This is a genomic window from Algoriphagus alkaliphilus, from assembly GCF_900103735.1.
Taxonomy (GTDB): domain Bacteria; phylum Bacteroidota; class Bacteroidia; order Cytophagales; family Cyclobacteriaceae; genus Algoriphagus; species Algoriphagus alkaliphilus.
This window is the reverse complement of sequence record NZ_FMXE01000046.1, coordinates 1-16380: the sequence shown is the minus strand read 5'-3', so window position 1 is coordinate 16380 and position 16380 is coordinate 1. Positions and strand designations below refer to the sequence as shown.

Sequence of the window (16380 nt, the reverse complement as noted above, 5' to 3'; positions counted from 1 at the left end):
CCATGAGTTTAAATATAGACCAAATCAGGGGCTTGTTTCCTGTACTTCATCAAGAAGTGCACGGCAAGCCCTTGATTTATTTTGACAATGCCGCAACTACACAAAAGCCTCAGTCGGTTTTGGATGCCTTGTCAAATTATTACGGACGCGACAATTCCAATATTCACAGAGGTGCGCATGCACTTGCAGACCGCGCTACCCAATATTATGAGGAAACTCGGGAAGCTGTCCGAGAATTCGTTGGAGCCAAAGAAGCCGCCGAGATTATATTTACCAAAGGCACCACAGAAAGCATCAACCTGGTAGCGCAAACTTTCGGAAGAAAATTCATCGGGAAAGATGACGAAATCGTCATTTCCACTATGGAGCATCATTCCAATATTGTGCCTTGGCAGATGCTCTGCGAGGAAAAAGGAGCTGTTTTAAAAATCATTCCCATCAATGATGCCGGGGAAATCCACTTCGGGGAATTCGAAAAATTACTTTCTCCCAAAACCAAACTGGTCAGTATCGTCCATGCATCCAATGCACTTGGGACGATAAATCCTGTCCGCAAAGTAATAGATGCCGCACATGCTGTTGGCGCAAGAGTGCTTTTGGACGGAGCGCAATCGACCTCACATCTGGAAATCAACGTTCAGGATTTGGATTGCGATTTTTTGGCTTTTTCGGCACACAAACTTTACGGGCCAACAGGACTAGGAGTACTTTATGGAAAACGCGAAATATTAGAAGCGATGCCACCTTTTTTGGGTGGAGGGGAAATGATCAAAGAAGTGACGTTTGAAAAAACCACTTACAATGAGATTCCTTTCAAATTTGAAGCTGGGACACCGAATATTGCGGATGTCATTGCTTTCAAATCCGCCTTGGATTTTATTAAGCAATACGGCAAGCCTGCTATAAAAGCACATGAAGATGCCCTTTTGGCGCATGCTAATGAAACCATGAAACCTATCAGAGGCTTCATCCCGGTGGGAACTGCCGAAGAAAAAGTCTCGGTGTTATCCTTCAATATCAATGGAATGCATTCTTTTGATGTAGGGCAGATGTTGGATGCCAAAGGAATAGCCGTTCGAACAGGCCACCATTGCACACAGCCACTGATGAAAAGATTTGGAATCGAAGGAACTGTGAGGGCTTCTTTTGCGGTTTACAATACCAAATCCGAAGTAGATAAGATGGCAGAAGGACTTGCCCAAATCGCACGATTCAAGAATAAATGAGCAGCATCAAAGACATACAGGAGGAGATTGTTTCCGAGTTTGAAATCCTTGGGGATGATAAAGAGTCCACTGTATTTTATATCATGGAACTTGGAGGGAGTCTGGGGAAATTCCCTGAAAACGAACGAAAGGAAGAGAACATCATCAAAGGATGTCAATCCAAAGTATGGCTTATCGCTGACGACGTAGATGGAAAAGTCCACTACCAAGCGGATTCCAATACAGACATTACCAAAGGTCTGATTTCACTTTTGATTCGGGTTTTAAACAATCGAAGCCCTGAAGAGATTTTGAATGCGGAATTAAACTTTATCAATCGAATAGGAATGGGAAGTATCATTGGTAGCCAACGATCCAACGGCCTTTCGGCGATGATCAAGCAAATGAAACTGTATGCCTTCGCTTTCCAAACTAAGCAAAACGCCTGAAAATGGAGACTGAAACCAATCCGGAAAACGGTCAGGTAATTAACCTGAGAGACAAAGTAGTACTGGCAATCAAGCAAGTATATGACCCGGAAATTCCCGTGGATGTCTACGACTTGGGTTTGATCTATGAGATCACCGTATATCCGGTCAACAATGTCTACGTTCAGATGACGCTGACTTCTCCAAATTGTCCTTCAGCCGAATTTATTCCTTCAGAGGTGAAGGACAAAATTCAGCAGATTCAGGGAGTGAATAATGTAGAGGTAGAAGTTACCTTTGATCCACCATATTCTCAGGACATGATGTCCGAGGCAGCTAAACTCGAGCTGGGATTTCTTTAAAAATTGAACAATTAAAAACAGAACAATATGTATCCTGAAGAGCTAATTGCTCCCATGAGGGCAGAACTTTCAAACGTTGGATTTCAAGAATTCAGAACCGCAGCACAAGTGGCTGAGCACTTGGGTCCCAATCATAAAGGCACCACATTGGTGGTGGTCAATTCCGTCTGCGGATGTGCAGCAGGAGCCGCCAGACCAGGCGTGCGTTATGCTGTCGAACAAGCTGAAAAGAAACCCACAACTCTGGCAACAGTTTTTGCAGGCAATGACCGGGAAGCAGTTGAGAAATTCCGTGAATTGGTTCTTCCCTATCCACCTTCATCACCGGCTATGGCCTTGTTTAAAGATGGCGAATTAGTCCACTTCATCGAGCGTCACCATATCGAAGGCAGAAATGCAAAGATAATTGGCGACCACTTGGTGGAAGTATTCGAACATTTCTGTGATTAAAGAAAATTTAGCCCTTCGGGGCTTTTTCTTTTTTAAATTGCCAAAACTAATTTGGATACAATAATCTTTCAAAAATTCAATTAAAATTGTGACTTAGTTTGGTGAACTTGCGATTCGGAAAATATCCGAAATCGCTTTCGCAATATAATTTTGCCATCCTATATAATTAAGACCTTGAAAAAGATTCCCTTTTACTATCTTAAGGGCATCTTTTAATGTTTTCCAATAAAAGTAATCCAAAAACGCTATATGTCTGATTCCGCCAAATTGTCCTACAATGGACAAGAATACGAATTCCCTGTAATTACAGGTACTGAAAACGAAAGTGCAATTGAAATAGGAAAACTCCGTGATGCAACGGGATTGGTCACCCTCGATCCCGGCTATAAAAATACGGGAGCAACCAAAAGTGCCATTACTTTTTTGGATGGTGAAGAAGGCATCCTCCGGTACAGAGGCTATCGAATTGAAGATCTTGCCGAAAAATCAACCTTCCTCGAAGTAGCCTATCTTTTAATTAATGGTGAGCTTCCTACTCAAGCTGAGTACGAAAAATTCAATGAAGATATCACGCACCACACCCTAGTGCATGAAGACATCAAAAAAATCCTAGAAGGTTTCCCTTCCAATGCACACCCGATGGGAGTTTTGTCATCCTTGATATGTTCTTTGACTGCCTTCTACCCTGATTCATTGCATGCTAACCGAAGTAAAGAAGAAGTGGATTTGAGCATCATCAGATTGTTGGCCAAAATGCCAACTTTTGCGGCTTGGGCTTACAAAAACGAAATGGGGCATCCGGTTAATTATCCGGACAACACCTTGGACTATTGCTCGAATTTCCTGAAAATGATGTTTGCACTTCCTGCTGAAAAGTTTGAAGTGGACCCAATTGTGGCATCTGCATTAGACAAACTTCTAATCTTGCACGCTGATCATGAGCAAAACTGCTCTACATCTACCGTTCGAATAGTTGGTTCTTCCCAAGCTTCCATCTATGCTTCCATCTCTGCAGGAATCAATGCCCTCTGGGGACCTTTACACGGTGGTGCCAACCAATCGGTAATCGAGATGCTCGAAGCAATCAAAGCTGACGGTGGAGATGCTAAAAAGTACTTAGACAAAGCAAAGGATAAAAATGACCCTTTCCGACTAATGGGTTTTGGACATCGGGTTTATAAGAACTTCGATCCAAGAGCAAAAATCATCAAAAAAGCCGCAGATGACGTATTGGCCAAATTGGGCGTTAAAGACCCAATTTTGCAAATCGCAAAAGAACTGGAACATGCCGCATTAAATGATCAATACTTTATTGACAGAAAACTTTATCCAAACGTGGATTTCTATTCCGGTATTATCTACCGAGCATTGGGAATACCAACGGACATGTTTACGGTGATGTTTGCATTGGGCCGACTTCCAGGCTGGATTGCTCAGTGGAAAGAAATGCGTGAAAACAACGAGCCTATCGGTCGTCCGAGACAAGTGTATGTAGGCGCAAACGAACGCGACTATGTAAGCATGAATAAGCGCTAACCAATCGATTTGACAAATATCAAAATGCCGTCCTACCAGATGGCTTTTTTTATTCAAAATAGCTCTTAATCGACTTTAAAGTATCAATTTTGAAAACTCAAACTGACTAAACCAGTTTTCTATGAAACCAACTACATTCGAGGAGGCAATAGCACTAACTCAAAAATTTACTTCAAAGCCAAGTAATGAAGAATTGTTAAAACTCTATGGATTGTACAAACAAGCTACAGAAGGAGATAACGTATCGGAAAGACCTGGTGGATTTGACTTTAAAGCTGCAGCAAAATATAACAGTTGGTTAGGCTTTAAAGGGAAAAGCAAATCTGAGGCAACAGCACTCTATTTGGAATTGGTTGAAAAAATAGCCGAAAAATACATTTGATCATCAGGGAGGCTGTCTCAAAAGGCTTCTCGGTGTCAGCCTGAGCGGAGTCGAAGGCCATTTCCAGTAAATTAGGCCACATTTCGACCATGCTCAATGTGACAATCGGTACTTATGAGACAGCCTCTTTTTTTCTCCCAAAGTATCCCGCAAAAATACTTCCCAAGATCAACTGCTGAATGTGATATAGCATCAGCGGAAGCAGAACCAAACCAAGCACCGCCGCATCTGGGAAGATTACTTTTCCGATGACTACACCGTGTACAAGAGATTTTTTGGAACCACAAAAAAGGGTGGTTATCCTGTCCTGCATGGAAAATCCCAAAATCTTTGAAATCACTTCAAGAATTACCCAGATCAATATAAAAATCCCAAGCATCGTAGCCGCAATGATCAGCAGCTCGGAAATCCGATAGGCCGAAAACAGCCTTTGTGAAAATGACTCGGAAAAGGAAGTGAATACAATAATCATAATCACAAGCTGATCTACATACTTAAGTTTTGGCAAAGCGGATTTAATCCTTGGAAATAGCCAACCATGAGCCAAAATTCCAAGGAATACAGGAAGAATAACTTTAAGCGTCAGCTCTCCTAGGCTTGCCCAAAAATCAATTTCACCGTCTGCCCCTGCTCCTAAAATCCCCATCCAAGCGGGAGTCAGAATTACCCCTAGAAGGCTGGAAATACTTGCATTGAAAATAGCGGCGGGCAAATTTCCTCCTGCTATCGAAACCATCACCACTGAAGCACTGACTGTGGAAGGTAAAACTGAAAGATAGGTGATCCCCAATCTGAAATCCGGATCAACCCAAGGCATAATTTGCAGCAGCAAAAAAACAATCAACGGGAAAATCAAAAAGGTCGATAGCTGAATAAGGAGATGGAGCCTCCAGTTGGACAGCCCTGATAAAAGCTGCTTTGGATCCAGTTTTACTCCATAAAAAAAGAAAACGAAGGCAATTCCAATGTTGATGACCGGTTTCCAGGGAAGTCCGTATTCCTCGGACCCCAGCTCGGGCAAGAGTGCCGCCAATCCGATGGCTACAAAAAGCCCCAATAAAAATCCGTTGATCCCCACTCGCTGAAGGGTTTGAATCAATTTGGCAATCATGTGCTCATCAGCCGTTTGAAATTATCACAAAGAATCGCTGTGGCAATGGCCACATTGAGCGATTCGGCCTGTCCAAATCCGGGGATTGTCACCTTTTGAGTTACTTTTTTCTCCAGTTCTGCTGAAATCCCATTGGCTTCATTTCCCATGAGAAGAATCCCCTGCTCAGGTTTTGCCATCTGATGAATATTTGATCCGTTCAAAAATGCCCCATAGACAGGTAAGTTCCAGCGGTCCAGAACTTCCTCCAGATTTCCGTAAAAAAACTGAATTCGTGTGAAGGAGCCCATCGTAGCCTGTATGACTTTTGGATTATAAAATTCCGCAGTATGGGGAGAAAACACCAGCTTATTGATCCCATACCAATCTGCCACCCTGATGATTGTCCCGAGGTTTCCCGGATCACGGACATCGTCCAAAGCAATAATTAAATCGGATGTTTTGGGTTCAAAAGCAGTGTTTGCTTTCATGTTTACTACAGCAAGGGCTGAATCATTGGACTGATACTGACCCAATTGCTCCAATTGATTTTGCGTAACTTGTATCAGTTGACCTGAAAAGGATTTGAGCACTTCCGCATGCTTTTTCTCAAAAGACTCTGTAGTCAAGAGCAGCTCAATCAAAAAATCAGAAAGAAGAACTTCCAAAACACTTTTTTCACCTTCAACAAAGAACTGTCCATTCTCTGTTCGGTATTTTTTTTGATGTAAGGATTTAATAAACTTAACTGTATTTTTGCTCAGCATTCCTTCAGCATATTCCGATTTGAAATCCTCCAAATATATACTTTTTATAGCGCTTCTTGGGATATGCTTAAGTTGCTCATTCACCAAAGATCTCAAAGATGGGCAATATGCCGTCTATGAATCAGAGATCGAAGGAATAGAAAAATCTGACAAGGAAGTCCTGTATGGGCTACTTGAACAAGAGCCAAATACCCGATTTCTGGGTACTTCCCCCGGAGTCACTATCTATCGAATCGGAAAAAATTTCTACGATAGCGCAAAAATTGTCACTAACCGGGAGGAGGCAAGAGCAGAGCTTTCGGCAATAAGACTTTCCTTAGACACCCTTCCGAATAATAAAAAATTGCGGAAGCGAGCAGAAAAATTGGGATCCAGAATCGAAAGCCTGAACAAGAAAATCGAGTTTGGAAATGCATTGATGCGAACTGGAAATCCTTTGGTAATTTTGGACTCTGCCGAGACGGAGACGACCGTCAATAATCTCAAGGGTTACCTCGCAAATCAAGGTTTTTTTGAGTCCTCCGTTGATTTTGAAGTTGAAACCAAAAATAAGAAAGCATTCGTCAATTACCTGATCAACGAGAAAAGCCCATACATACTTGACTCCATTTATACCCGATCGGATCACCCGGGGATCATCAATCTACTCAACTCAACGACCAAGAATTCTCTCCTCAAAAAGGGAGACAACTACAATCAGGACAATATTACCGGAGAACGAAATCGAATAGAGGAACTGCTGAAAAATAATGGGTATTACATGTTTTCTAAGTCCTACATCAATTACATCGCCTATAAAGACACCGCAGCAAAAACAATCAAGCTTGAGCAGGTAATCCAAAAACCTACCTTCTCGGATATTCATGAAGTTTACACCATTGATTCGATCACATTCACCATCAATCCTCCGACCAATGAATTTGCAGATAGACGGATCAGACAGAAATATAGGGATATAAACTTTTCGTTCTTTCAGGACAGGTACTCTGCGAATGTACTGGCCTCAAGGATTTTTTTCAGGAACGGACAGGCTTATAATAGGACTTCAGCCATTGAAACTCAGCGTCAGCTCAGCAACTTGGACCTTTTTCGATTTGTTAATATTTCCTTTGACACAGTAGGCACTTCACTGACTGCCAATATTTTTACCCAGCCTAATCAAAAATACCAGCTCACCAATCAGGTGGGTATCACAATCACGGAACAGTTACCCGGACCCTTCTTCAGTACTGGGCTGCGAAACAGGAATTTCTTTCGGGCAGGAGAGATTTTGGAATTCAACTTCCGGGCAGGACTCGAAGGAGTGGCTTCTGCGACAGACCAAGGAGTCTACCAAAGCTCCGAACTCAGTGGTGGAGTGACCTTGATCTTTCCCAGATTTCTAATCCCTTTTGCCCCGAATTCTCTTCAAAAATTTGGCAGATACAACCCTAATACCCGAGTTAGACTGAGTTACAACTATACCAACCGTCCAGAATACACCCGAAATTCGGTCAACGGACTACTTTCCTATACTTGGGCCACTTCTAATAATCGGATACTTTACACATTCAATGCAGCCGACCTCAGCTACATCCGGACTCCAAAAATCCAGCAGGAATTTTTAAATATACTTACAACCCTTCAGGACAATGGAAACAACCTTATTTGGTCTTTCCTGCCTTCTTTTATCAGCAGCTTATCTGGTCAGACCATCATTAATTTCAACAAGTACGGAAACTTCAAATCCAATAAGGCTTCACTCCTTCGACTGTTTGCTGAAAGCGGTGGTACCACTTTGAATTTTTTGGAATCCAAAAGCAACAGTGAGCCCGGGATTGAATTTGCAAATTTCCAATGGCTAAAAGCCCAAGTGGATTTCCGAAGGTATTACCCTGTAAACAAAAAACAGACTTTTGCTTATCGGTTTAATTTAGGATGGGCTAGTCCATATGGAGTAAGCGCAGGGATATTACCCTATGAAAAATATTTCTTCGCAGGAGGTGGGACTAGTATTCGGGCTTGGCAAGCCCGAAGATTGGGGCCTGGAAGTTCGTCTCCCACAACAGGGAAAGGTGGAGAATATGACTACACCAACGAGCAACCGGCAGAAATGATCCTTGAAACAATGCTGGAGTATCGTAGAAATCTGTTTGGTTACTTTGACATGGCACTTTTCATAGATGCCGGAAACAGCTGGATGATCGGCTATGATGCTGCCCGACCAGGTGCAGACTTTCGATACGATCGTTTTTACAAAGAATTGGCCGTGGGTACGGGTCTTGGATTGAGAATGGATTTTGAATTTTTGATCATTCGACTCGATCTTGCTACCAAAGCCATTGACCCCGCCAAACCTTTGGGAGAACGTTGGGTCTTTGACAATGTCAATTTCCGGCGACCTTTTGGTGTCCGGGGACAAACAGTACTTAATTTTGGAATAGGATATCCTTTTTAACAGAAGAATGAGCAGAAAAACAAAAGCCGAAATCGCTGAAATCTACAGCCAAATGCAAGACCACATCTGCGCAGGATTGGAACTGGGCGATGGAAAGGGGAAATTTATAGAGGACCGCTGGGAACGGGAAGATGGTGGAGGCGGAAGAACGCGGATTTTTCAAAATGGTGCGATCATCGAAAAAGGAGGAGTGGCTTTTTCAGCTGTCCACGGGCCTACTCCTGAAAAAATCCTTCAAAAATTAGGGTTGGAAAAAGCAGATTTTTTTGCAACCGGAGTTTCGATCGTCTTACACCCATTCAGTCCGATGGTCCCGATTATTCACATGAACATTCGGTATTTTGAAATGGAAAATGGAGCACATTGGTTTGGTGGAGGCATCGACCTGACGCCTCATTACCTAGATCCTCAGGACGCAAAATATTTCCATCAGGAAGTAAAAAAAGTATGTGATCAGTTTGATCAGGATTACTATTCCAAATTCAAAGCTTGGGCTGATGATTATTTCTTCGTCCAACACCGAAACGAAACCCGAGGCATCGGTGGGATCTTTTACGATCGACTTAGTGCCAAATCTGATGATCACTTCCAGCAAATCCTTGACTTCAGTCTGGAAATAGGCAGGCTATTTCCTCGAGTCTATACTTATTTCATGCAGAAAAACTCCAAAATCCCCTTTGGCCCTGCCGAAAAAGCCTGGCAAAACCTCCGTAGAGGAAGGTATGTCGAATTCAATTTGGTCTGGGATGCAGGCACTAAATTTGGGCTTGACACCAATGGCCGCACCGAAAGTATCCTGATGAGTATGCCCCCCCAAGCCGAATGGACCTATATGCATGAACCCAAAGCCGGAAGTGCGGAGGAATTCACCCTGAATCATCTGAAAAAAGACATCGATTGGTTAACTTTTGACTAATGATCGAGACACTTAAAAAATGGGATGAAGAATTATTTCTTTGGCTCAATTCTTTTCATACGGATTGGCTGGATCCGATCGTATTTCAGATGACTGAAACTATCACCTGGATTCCCCTTTTTGCCTTATTGATTTTTGTGATATTCAAACTCGACCGCCCCAATGCCTGGTGGATATTAGGTGGAGTGGCGCTGACGATATTGGCTGCTGATCAATTCACCTCCGGATTCCTAAAACCTCTTATGGAACGCTTGAGGCCTTGTCACGACCCTCGATGGGAAGGGCTAATGCACAATTACGGGCGCTGTGGAGGATTGTATGGATTCGTTTCCTCACATGCTGCCAATACATTTGGACTTGCTGTTTTTCTAAACAGGAAACTGAAAGGAAAAACAAAACAATTGCGCTGGCTCTATTTATATGCCATAGTCGTCAGCTATACGCGCATATATCTTGGAGTTCATTACCCATTTGACATTCTATTGGGTGCTGCCATTGGAACTGCCGTAGCCTGGATATCTTGGTTCCTTATTGTCTTTGTCAAGCGGGAATTGATCAGACATGAATTGAAATAATCCAACGGAACTCCATGGTCAACAAGACAGAATTAGATGGCTTTTTAAATTTTCTGCAAAAAATCCAATCCCTTTCCCCGGAAGCTATAGATTCGATAGTGGGGCTCTGTTCCTTAATTTCTATCCGAAAAAATCAGAATCTACAGGAAATCGGGCAAAAATGCCGAACGATTTACTTTGTCAAGGAAGGATTGGCGAGGATATATTATCTCAAAGACGGTAATGAAGTCACAGAATATTTCGCCTTTGAAAATGATCTAATAATTAGGGCTGAAAGTCTTTTTACCGGAAAGCCAAGTAAAAAAGCGATTCAGGCACTGGAAAATACAGTCTTTATTGGTATTCCATCTGAGGCTCTTTTTGAACTTTTTGATACCAAACCGGAAATCGAACGATTATTTCGAAAAATCATAGAGCAGGCTTACGTTGCTACGGTTCTTCGAATGGAAGCCATCCAATTTCATGCTGCAGAGGAAAGGTATGCGCTTCTGTTCAGCGAAAAACCGAACCTCATCCAACAGATTCCATTAAAGCATATTGCATCTTATCTGGGCATCACCCAAGTGAGCCTTTCCAGAATAAGAGCCTCAATCCGTTGATTATTTAACATTTGTAAAAGGATAAGGAATTTGACGGCAGGACCTTTGTCCTGTGAAAAATCCAGCCCCTCAAGTTGTTTTAGGATTACGCCAAAACTGGAAGCAATTTTCCATTTTGGTGGTCATCAATGCCTTTGTGGGTGCAATGATAGGCTTGGAACGTGCCATTTTTCCTCAATTTGCCACTGAGATTTTTGGCCTTGAATCCAAAATAGCGATCCTTTCTTTTATCACCGCTTTCGGAATAAGTAAATCCGCTGCCAACTACTTCTCCGGAAAGCTCGCCAATCAATTTGGACGGAAAAACTTACTTATTCTGGGCTGGATTTTAGCTTTGCCAGTTCCGCTTTTTTTGGCATTCACAGGCAGCTGGAATTGGGTAATCGCATCAAACGTCCTTCTCGGAATCAGTCAGGGACTGACTTGGAGCAGTACGGTAGTAATGAAAATCGATTTAGTCGGCGAAAAAGACCGTGGATTTGCCATGGGAATGAATGAATTTGCAGGCTATTTTGCAGTAGGCATATTTGCCTTTATCAGTGGCTTCCTTGCCCAAAAGTATGGTATCCGCCCCTATCCGTTTCTCTTGGGAGAACTCATTGCAATCATGGGGCTTTTGCTTACAATTTTCCTCGTCAAAGACACCCGGAAACATGTGGAAATGGAATCTAAAGGTCACGCCCAGGTTTCGACCAAGGGGATATTTTGGGAGACCACTTTCCGAAACAAAACCTTAAGTTCTATCACTCAAGCAGGTTTGGTCAATAACCTGAATGACGGTATGATATGGGGATTGCTTCCTATATTACTGATGTCGCTTAGATTTGAGTTGGAAGAAGTGGGACTTATTGCCGCAATTTATCCTACAGTTTGGGGGATTAGTCAACTCTTCACCGGGAAAATGGCTGATATTTTCCCAAAGAAAATCCTGCTCTTCTGGGGAATGCTTGTACAGGGAATTGCGATCCTTTTCCTCGCGCTAGTCGAATCCTACCCCATGCTTTTACTGGTTTCTGTGAGCTTGGGAATTGGCACTGCGGTTGTCTATCCGACATTTCTAGCTGCTATTGCCGAAGCCACTCATCCCTATCAACGCGCAGAAAGCATCGGCACCTTTCGCCTTTGGAGGGATTTGGGATATGCGATTGGAGCGATTTTATCCGGCATTACAGCGGATCTATTTGGTATACCTATTGCGATTGGAGCAATAGGTTTGATTACCATTGGATCCTCTCTGGTCATTCAATTCAGAATGCCTAAAAAAATCAAATTCGAAAATCGATTAAATTAATTCCTTAAATTACAAACAGTTAAAAAAAACCAACCCTAAAACTCAATCGGAAATGAAAAAAGTAAAATCAATTCTTACCCTTGCCTTGGCACTTGGATTTGTAGCTTCATTTGCCTTCACTTCATGTGGTGGCAAAAAAGACGGTGCCGAAGTGACTGTCGAACAAACTGAAGGTGAACACCCGGCAGAAGGAGGAGAACATCCTGCTGACAGCACGGAGCATCCTGCTGACAGCACGGAGCATCCTGCCGATAGCACCAGTAACTAAAATCGAACAACCTCCTAAAAAAGAAAGGCTACCAATTGGCAGCCTTTCTTTTTTTTAGGTCCATTCCAGCTAGCGATTAAGAATCAGCCTTTCGCTGAAAACTAAAAGTGGATTGAGCCTTCACTTCTTTTCCGTCGATTTCCAAATAAGGATATGCCAGAAAGTTAATCGGCCCTGATGCGGGACCGGGACTGACTTGCAAGTCACGGCCACGACTCAATTCGATGCGGTTGGCAGGATGTCTCCCAAAATAATAAGTTGCCAAAGCGGTGTATTTATTGGCTTCGCTGATGTCCACCGGCCACCACTTGCCATCGGCATAAAATTCTGCCCAGCAATGATACCCGTCAATACCGCCTTCGTTTCGGTCAGAGGGAATGGATGCGCCGATTGCAAATCGGGACGGAATATCAACCGAACGTGCCAAGGAAATAAAGAAGGAATGGAATTCAGTGCAATTACCGGTCTTTGTATCACAGGCATAGTTGGAATCCCCACGACCAAAATCCCCAAACTTCATGTAGCGCATGTTGTCGATAATGTAATCGTAAAGGGCACGAGCTTGAATCAAATGACTATCCCTGATTTTTGGACCCAAGGCTTCCTTGGCAATCTCTTCAAAGCGACCTCCTTTTGGCATCAAAATATTGGAAGCCAAGTAAACCTTGGGATCTGGAGTAATTCCCTCATAAGGCCCTTTTTCCTTTCGATTGACAGCATAGCTAATCTCAATAGACTTCCCACTGTCCTCCGGACCCAATTCCAGGTAAAGGATGGTGTTGTCATTCACTTTTTCATCGAGGTTTTTTGATTTACCCGCAACCTTCATCTCCAAAACCTTCACTTCCTGAAAGTCATCCGACTCTGCAATTGGAATCCACATTTTTGCCGGACCTGTCAAGGCAGGAACCTGTACTGAGTAATAAAATTCGAAGGAATCTTTCCCTTCCACTACTCCAAGGAGGCTGTTGTTTGATTGTTCTAAGGGCACGCGATACCAGGTTTTATCTTCTTTATTCTGCTTCCAACTGTAAAAAGGTTTTCCGTTCAATTTATGAACGGTGGTCTCAGTGACGGTCATTTTCTCTGGTTCCCCTTCCATAAAAAAGTCCACATCATACACATCCCCACTCTCATCGACCAAGTCTACACAGGCAAAGTGGCGCTTGGGACCAAGATTGGAAAGGTACTCAGTATGCACCCGGACCAATTTCATTTTGAGATCATGGTTTTCATCTTTTACAGGAAAAATTCCGTTGCTTTCGGCTGTTTTGGCGGCGATGAAATCCTTGATCCCCAGCTCGATCTCAGCAATGGAGACTTTTTTTTGGGGGATTGCTGTCTCTTCTTTTTTGGCTTCAGTCTGGCAGGAAAAGAACAAAGCGCCAATACAGCTAGCCAATAACCAATTCAAGTGCTTATTAATCATACATTTTTGGATTCAGTTTCAAAGATAAAAAGTCAATTGATGATAAAAGGCTTTTCTTTATCAGTATAAGAGAAAAGGGAAGTGGTTGGTACGGACACCAACCACGGCGTGTAGGAATTCCGACCAAGACGGTGGCCAACTAGAAAAAAGGTTTGGGAGAAATAAGGGGAAATGAAAACTAAACCCATCCTCACCTTCTTTTCGGGCTTTGGATTGGGTACAATTCTTACCCCCGTATTCGTCATCTTTTTCCCGATTGATCTGGCAATTGCGCTGACCGGTGTAGTCCATTTCTTCAACAATATTTTTAAGCTCTTTCTGGTAGGGAGAGATGCTGATAAGTCAATCTTGATCCGATTTGGGATTCCGGCAATCTTTTCTTCATTTCTTGGCACCTCAGTGGTTATCGGTACCCTCATTGACTTTTCCAGACTGGCAGTCTATTCCACCCGGTTTTTGGAATCAGGACTGATCGATAATTTACCACTTGTGGCAATCGCTAAATTCTCCGCCATTTTGGGAGCTTTTTTGGGTAATAAACTCCTGAAAAAAGTCACCCTGAAATTCCTTCAACAATTCATTGCCATACTCCTGATTCTGATTTCAATTGCCTTGGGGGCAGGCTGGATCTAACTAGTGCTGATTTGACTTTTTACAAAACCATCTCAATCCTTCTTGTTTAATAAATCAACTCCCTCCTCCATCATCAGTTCAAGCCAAGTCCTTTTCCAATTCCTCCAGCGTCTTCCCCTTAGTTTCGGGTAAAATCCACCAGATCACCATAAATCCTACGGCACAGATCACCCCGTACAACCAGAAATTATTGGCCCAACCCAAGTTCTCCTTGATGGCAGGGAAAGAGTAAGTCAATGTAAAATTCCCGACCCAGTGGGCCAATGCTCCGATGGAAATAGCCGCTCCCCGGATTCGGTTCGGGAAAATCTCCGACAGCAATACCCAAAGCAAGGGGGCCAAAGAAATGGAATAAAACATCACATTCAACAGGACCAAGACCACCACGGAAGTACCGCCCAAATCTGCATAAAACGAATAGCCCAATCCCGTATACAGCAGAGTCATCGCCGCAAGGCAAACCAGCAGAATCGATTTCCTCCCGTACCTATCCACCGTGGCAAAGGTTACAAAAATCGAAGCTACCATCACTCCTCCGATCACTACAATATTGAGCATCATTTGCTTCAGTGTAAATCCCGCAGCTGTGAAAATATCAGCGGCATAGTAGATGACCACATTGATACCGCTCCATTGTTGCAGAAATGCAAGAAAAATCCCGATTCCCAAAAGCTTCAAAACGTTCCTTTGAAGCAATTCCCTGAAATTGACAGCACCCAAATCTTCTTCCTTGAGAGTTGACAGTGTTTCGTACAGCGAGTCTTTGGCATACTCCTTCCCTCCGATTTTTGTCAGAACTTCCACCGCTTTCTCCTGCTGCTTATTTTTTATCAACCAGCGGGTACTTTCAGGCACAAAAAACATCAGGATAAAGAAAAGCAAAGCAGGCACTAATTCTGCCCCAAACATCCAGCGCCAGCCCTCCTGCCCACTCCAACTTGCAGCGATGGCAGTGAAATCCGCATCTTCAGCCAACGCTGTATCCAATAAGGATATCTGCCAGTTGGCGATCTGTGCGAGCAAAACACCAATCATGACGAGGAATTGGTTGATCGTCACCAAGCGACCCCGCTTCTCGGGTGGAGCCAGTTCGGAAATGTAAAGTGGAGAAAGATTCAGCGCGATACCCATCGCAATTCCTCCCAAAATTCGGTAGCAGTTGAACCACCAGAAGGTATCAGCTAAGGCTGTCCCGATTGCTGAAAGTGAAAACAGAAAACCGGAGAAAATCAACAGGCGCTTTCGGCCGAGTTTGTCGCTCAACAGGATACAAAGTATTGCCCCAACCATACATCCTACCAGAGCCGAACTCGTCCCCCAACCTTGATCGGCAACGGATGTGATGTTGAAAAACGGTTCGTAGAAAGGTTTGGCACCTCCGATCACTACCCAATCATATCCAAATAAAAATCCGCCCAAGGCCGCTGTCATGCTTATCAGCCAGATGTAGGTTTGGTTGTAAGGATAGTTAGGTGCCATAGGAGATAGGTGAAGTGGTCGGTGAGGGCACCGACCACGGATAAGGATTGAAATTGGATCCCAAAAAATACCTGAAATTCTGAAGGAAGCAATCCTGCTTTGGGAATTTTATGCAATGAGATGATGGTGATTTGCCTCCAGCTTTAGCTGGGTACTGAATCATGACCACGAAGTGGTCAAACTTTTGAATAGCCCTAGGTGAAACCTAGGGTATTGAGGATTAAGGTGGTGGACGACAACCCTGAAAGGCATTGGCGTTAACTTAAGGCTTATACCCCTATTAGAGAGATAGTTCCTCTCTTATTTTTTAGCCTTCTTCTTCAGAAATGATTCTTTTTTAATTACCCTTTTCAAAACAAAGGTATTCCTGTCCTCTATCTCCCATTCCAATTCTTCTGCTTTTTCTATATCACAAGACTCTGCCAGAGCCGCAGGAAAATTGATATAATAGGAACTGGTTTTTCCTCTTTCAACTCTTTGAATTTTAACTTTATAGCCCATATTTTTTATGATTTTATAATAGTATATTTACT

Annotated in this window: 18 protein-coding genes; 13 read left to right on the top strand and 5 right to left on the bottom strand. The window is 43.1% G+C overall.

All coding sequences use genetic code 11. The features are described 5' to 3' along the window. Positions 1–2: 2 nt before the first annotated feature. From BLQ81_RS20470 to BLQ81_RS20445, 6 genes are all read left to right on the top strand, one after another. Positions 3–1226, top strand: coding sequence for a cysteine desulfurase (locus BLQ81_RS20470; RefSeq protein ID WP_092734521.1), 1224 nt, complete (start codon positions 3–5; stop codon positions 1224–1226). Continuing rightward, a complete protein-coding gene (locus BLQ81_RS20465) occupies positions 1223–1654 on the top strand; it encodes a SufE family protein (RefSeq protein WP_092734518.1) in 432 nt (143 codons plus the stop codon). The genes BLQ81_RS20470 and BLQ81_RS20465 overlap by 4 nt, the downstream gene beginning before the upstream one ends. 2 nt (positions 1655–1656) lie before the next feature. Continuing rightward, a complete protein-coding gene (locus tag BLQ81_RS20460; protein WP_092734515.1) occupies positions 1657–1995 on the top strand; it encodes a DUF59 domain-containing protein in 339 nt (112 codons plus the stop codon). A gap of 27 nt (positions 1996–2022) precedes the next feature. After that, entirely contained in the window at positions 2023–2445 is a 423-nt protein-coding gene (locus BLQ81_RS20455) for a BrxA/BrxB family bacilliredoxin (RefSeq protein ID WP_092734512.1), read from the top strand. Positions 2446–2694: 249 nt separating this feature from the next. After that, positions 2695–3981, top strand: coding sequence for a citrate synthase (locus BLQ81_RS20450; RefSeq protein ID WP_092734509.1), 1287 nt, complete (start codon positions 2695–2697; stop codon positions 3979–3981). Positions 3982–4102: 121 nt separating this feature from the next. After that, the gene (locus BLQ81_RS20445; protein ID WP_092734506.1) at positions 4103–4363 is read left to right on the top strand and encodes an acyl-CoA-binding protein; all 261 of its coding nucleotides are present in this window, start codon (positions 4103–4105) and stop codon (positions 4361–4363) included. Between the two features lie 112 nt (positions 4364–4475). Here the strand turns inward: BLQ81_RS20445 and BLQ81_RS22415 are convergent, their stop codons facing one another. Together BLQ81_RS22415 and BLQ81_RS22410 are read right to left on the bottom strand one after the other, a co-directional pair. Beyond that, positions 4476–5474, bottom strand: a complete 999-nt coding sequence (locus BLQ81_RS22415; RefSeq protein WP_175454299.1) for a bile acid:sodium symporter family protein — start codon at positions 5472–5474, stop codon at positions 4476–4478. After that, positions 5471–6220, bottom strand: a complete 750-nt coding sequence (locus BLQ81_RS22410; protein ID WP_175454300.1) for a TrmH family RNA methyltransferase — start codon at positions 6218–6220, stop codon at positions 5471–5473. The genes BLQ81_RS22415 and BLQ81_RS22410 overlap by 4 nt, the downstream gene beginning before the upstream one ends. A 19-nt stretch (positions 6221–6239) precedes the next feature. Between BLQ81_RS22410 and tamL the strand changes: the two genes are divergently transcribed. Genes tamL through BLQ81_RS20410 form a run of 6 tightly spaced genes read left to right on the top strand, consistent with a single transcriptional unit; the run spans position 6240 to position 12306 of the window. Next, complete coding sequence (gene tamL / locus BLQ81_RS20435; protein ID WP_092734549.1) at positions 6240–8657, top strand: translocation and assembly module lipoprotein TamL; 2418 nt, start codon at positions 6240–6242, stop codon at positions 8655–8657. Positions 8658–8664: 7 nt separating this feature from the next. Further along, entirely contained in the window at positions 8665–9573 is a 909-nt protein-coding gene (gene hemF / locus BLQ81_RS20430; RefSeq protein ID WP_092734503.1) for an oxygen-dependent coproporphyrinogen oxidase, read from the top strand. Beyond that, positions 9573–10148, top strand: coding sequence for a phosphatase PAP2 family protein (locus BLQ81_RS20425; RefSeq protein WP_092734500.1), 576 nt, complete (start codon positions 9573–9575; stop codon positions 10146–10148). The genes hemF and BLQ81_RS20425 overlap by 1 nt, the downstream gene beginning before the upstream one ends. A gap of 14 nt (positions 10149–10162) precedes the next feature. After that, entirely contained in the window at positions 10163–10747 is a 585-nt protein-coding gene (locus tag BLQ81_RS20420) for a Crp/Fnr family transcriptional regulator (RefSeq protein WP_092734497.1), read from the top strand. A 52-nt stretch (positions 10748–10799) separates the two neighbouring features. Then, the gene (locus BLQ81_RS20415; RefSeq protein WP_245693332.1) at positions 10800–12038 is read left to right on the top strand and encodes an MFS transporter; all 1239 of its coding nucleotides are present in this window, start codon (positions 10800–10802) and stop codon (positions 12036–12038) included. A 52-nt stretch (positions 12039–12090) separates the two neighbouring features. Beyond that, complete coding sequence (locus BLQ81_RS20410) at positions 12091–12306, top strand: hypothetical protein (RefSeq protein ID WP_092734494.1); 216 nt, start codon at positions 12091–12093, stop codon at positions 12304–12306. A gap of 76 nt (positions 12307–12382) precedes the next feature. Here the strand turns inward: BLQ81_RS20410 and BLQ81_RS20405 are convergent, their stop codons facing one another. Beyond that, complete coding sequence (locus BLQ81_RS20405) at positions 12383–13735, bottom strand: transglutaminase-like domain-containing protein (protein ID WP_092734491.1); 1353 nt, start codon at positions 13733–13735, stop codon at positions 12383–12385. 171 nt (positions 13736–13906) lie between these two features. Here BLQ81_RS20405 and BLQ81_RS20400 point away from each other — a divergent pair, with 171 nt between their 5' ends. Beyond that, complete coding sequence (locus BLQ81_RS20400) at positions 13907–14368, top strand: TSUP family transporter (protein ID WP_092734488.1); 462 nt, start codon at positions 13907–13909, stop codon at positions 14366–14368. Between the two features lie 78 nt (positions 14369–14446). Here BLQ81_RS20400 and BLQ81_RS20395 read toward each other — a convergent pair whose 3' ends face one another. Together BLQ81_RS20395 and BLQ81_RS20390 are read right to left on the bottom strand one after the other, a co-directional pair. Further along, the gene (locus BLQ81_RS20395) at positions 14447–15847 is read right to left on the bottom strand and encodes a sugar porter family MFS transporter (RefSeq protein ID WP_092734485.1); all 1401 of its coding nucleotides are present in this window, start codon (positions 15845–15847) and stop codon (positions 14447–14449) included. 300 nt (positions 15848–16147) lie between these two features. Beyond that, complete coding sequence (locus BLQ81_RS20390; RefSeq protein WP_092728614.1) at positions 16148–16348, bottom strand: hypothetical protein; 201 nt, start codon at positions 16346–16348, stop codon at positions 16148–16150. Between the last annotated feature and the right edge of the window lie 32 nt (positions 16349–16380).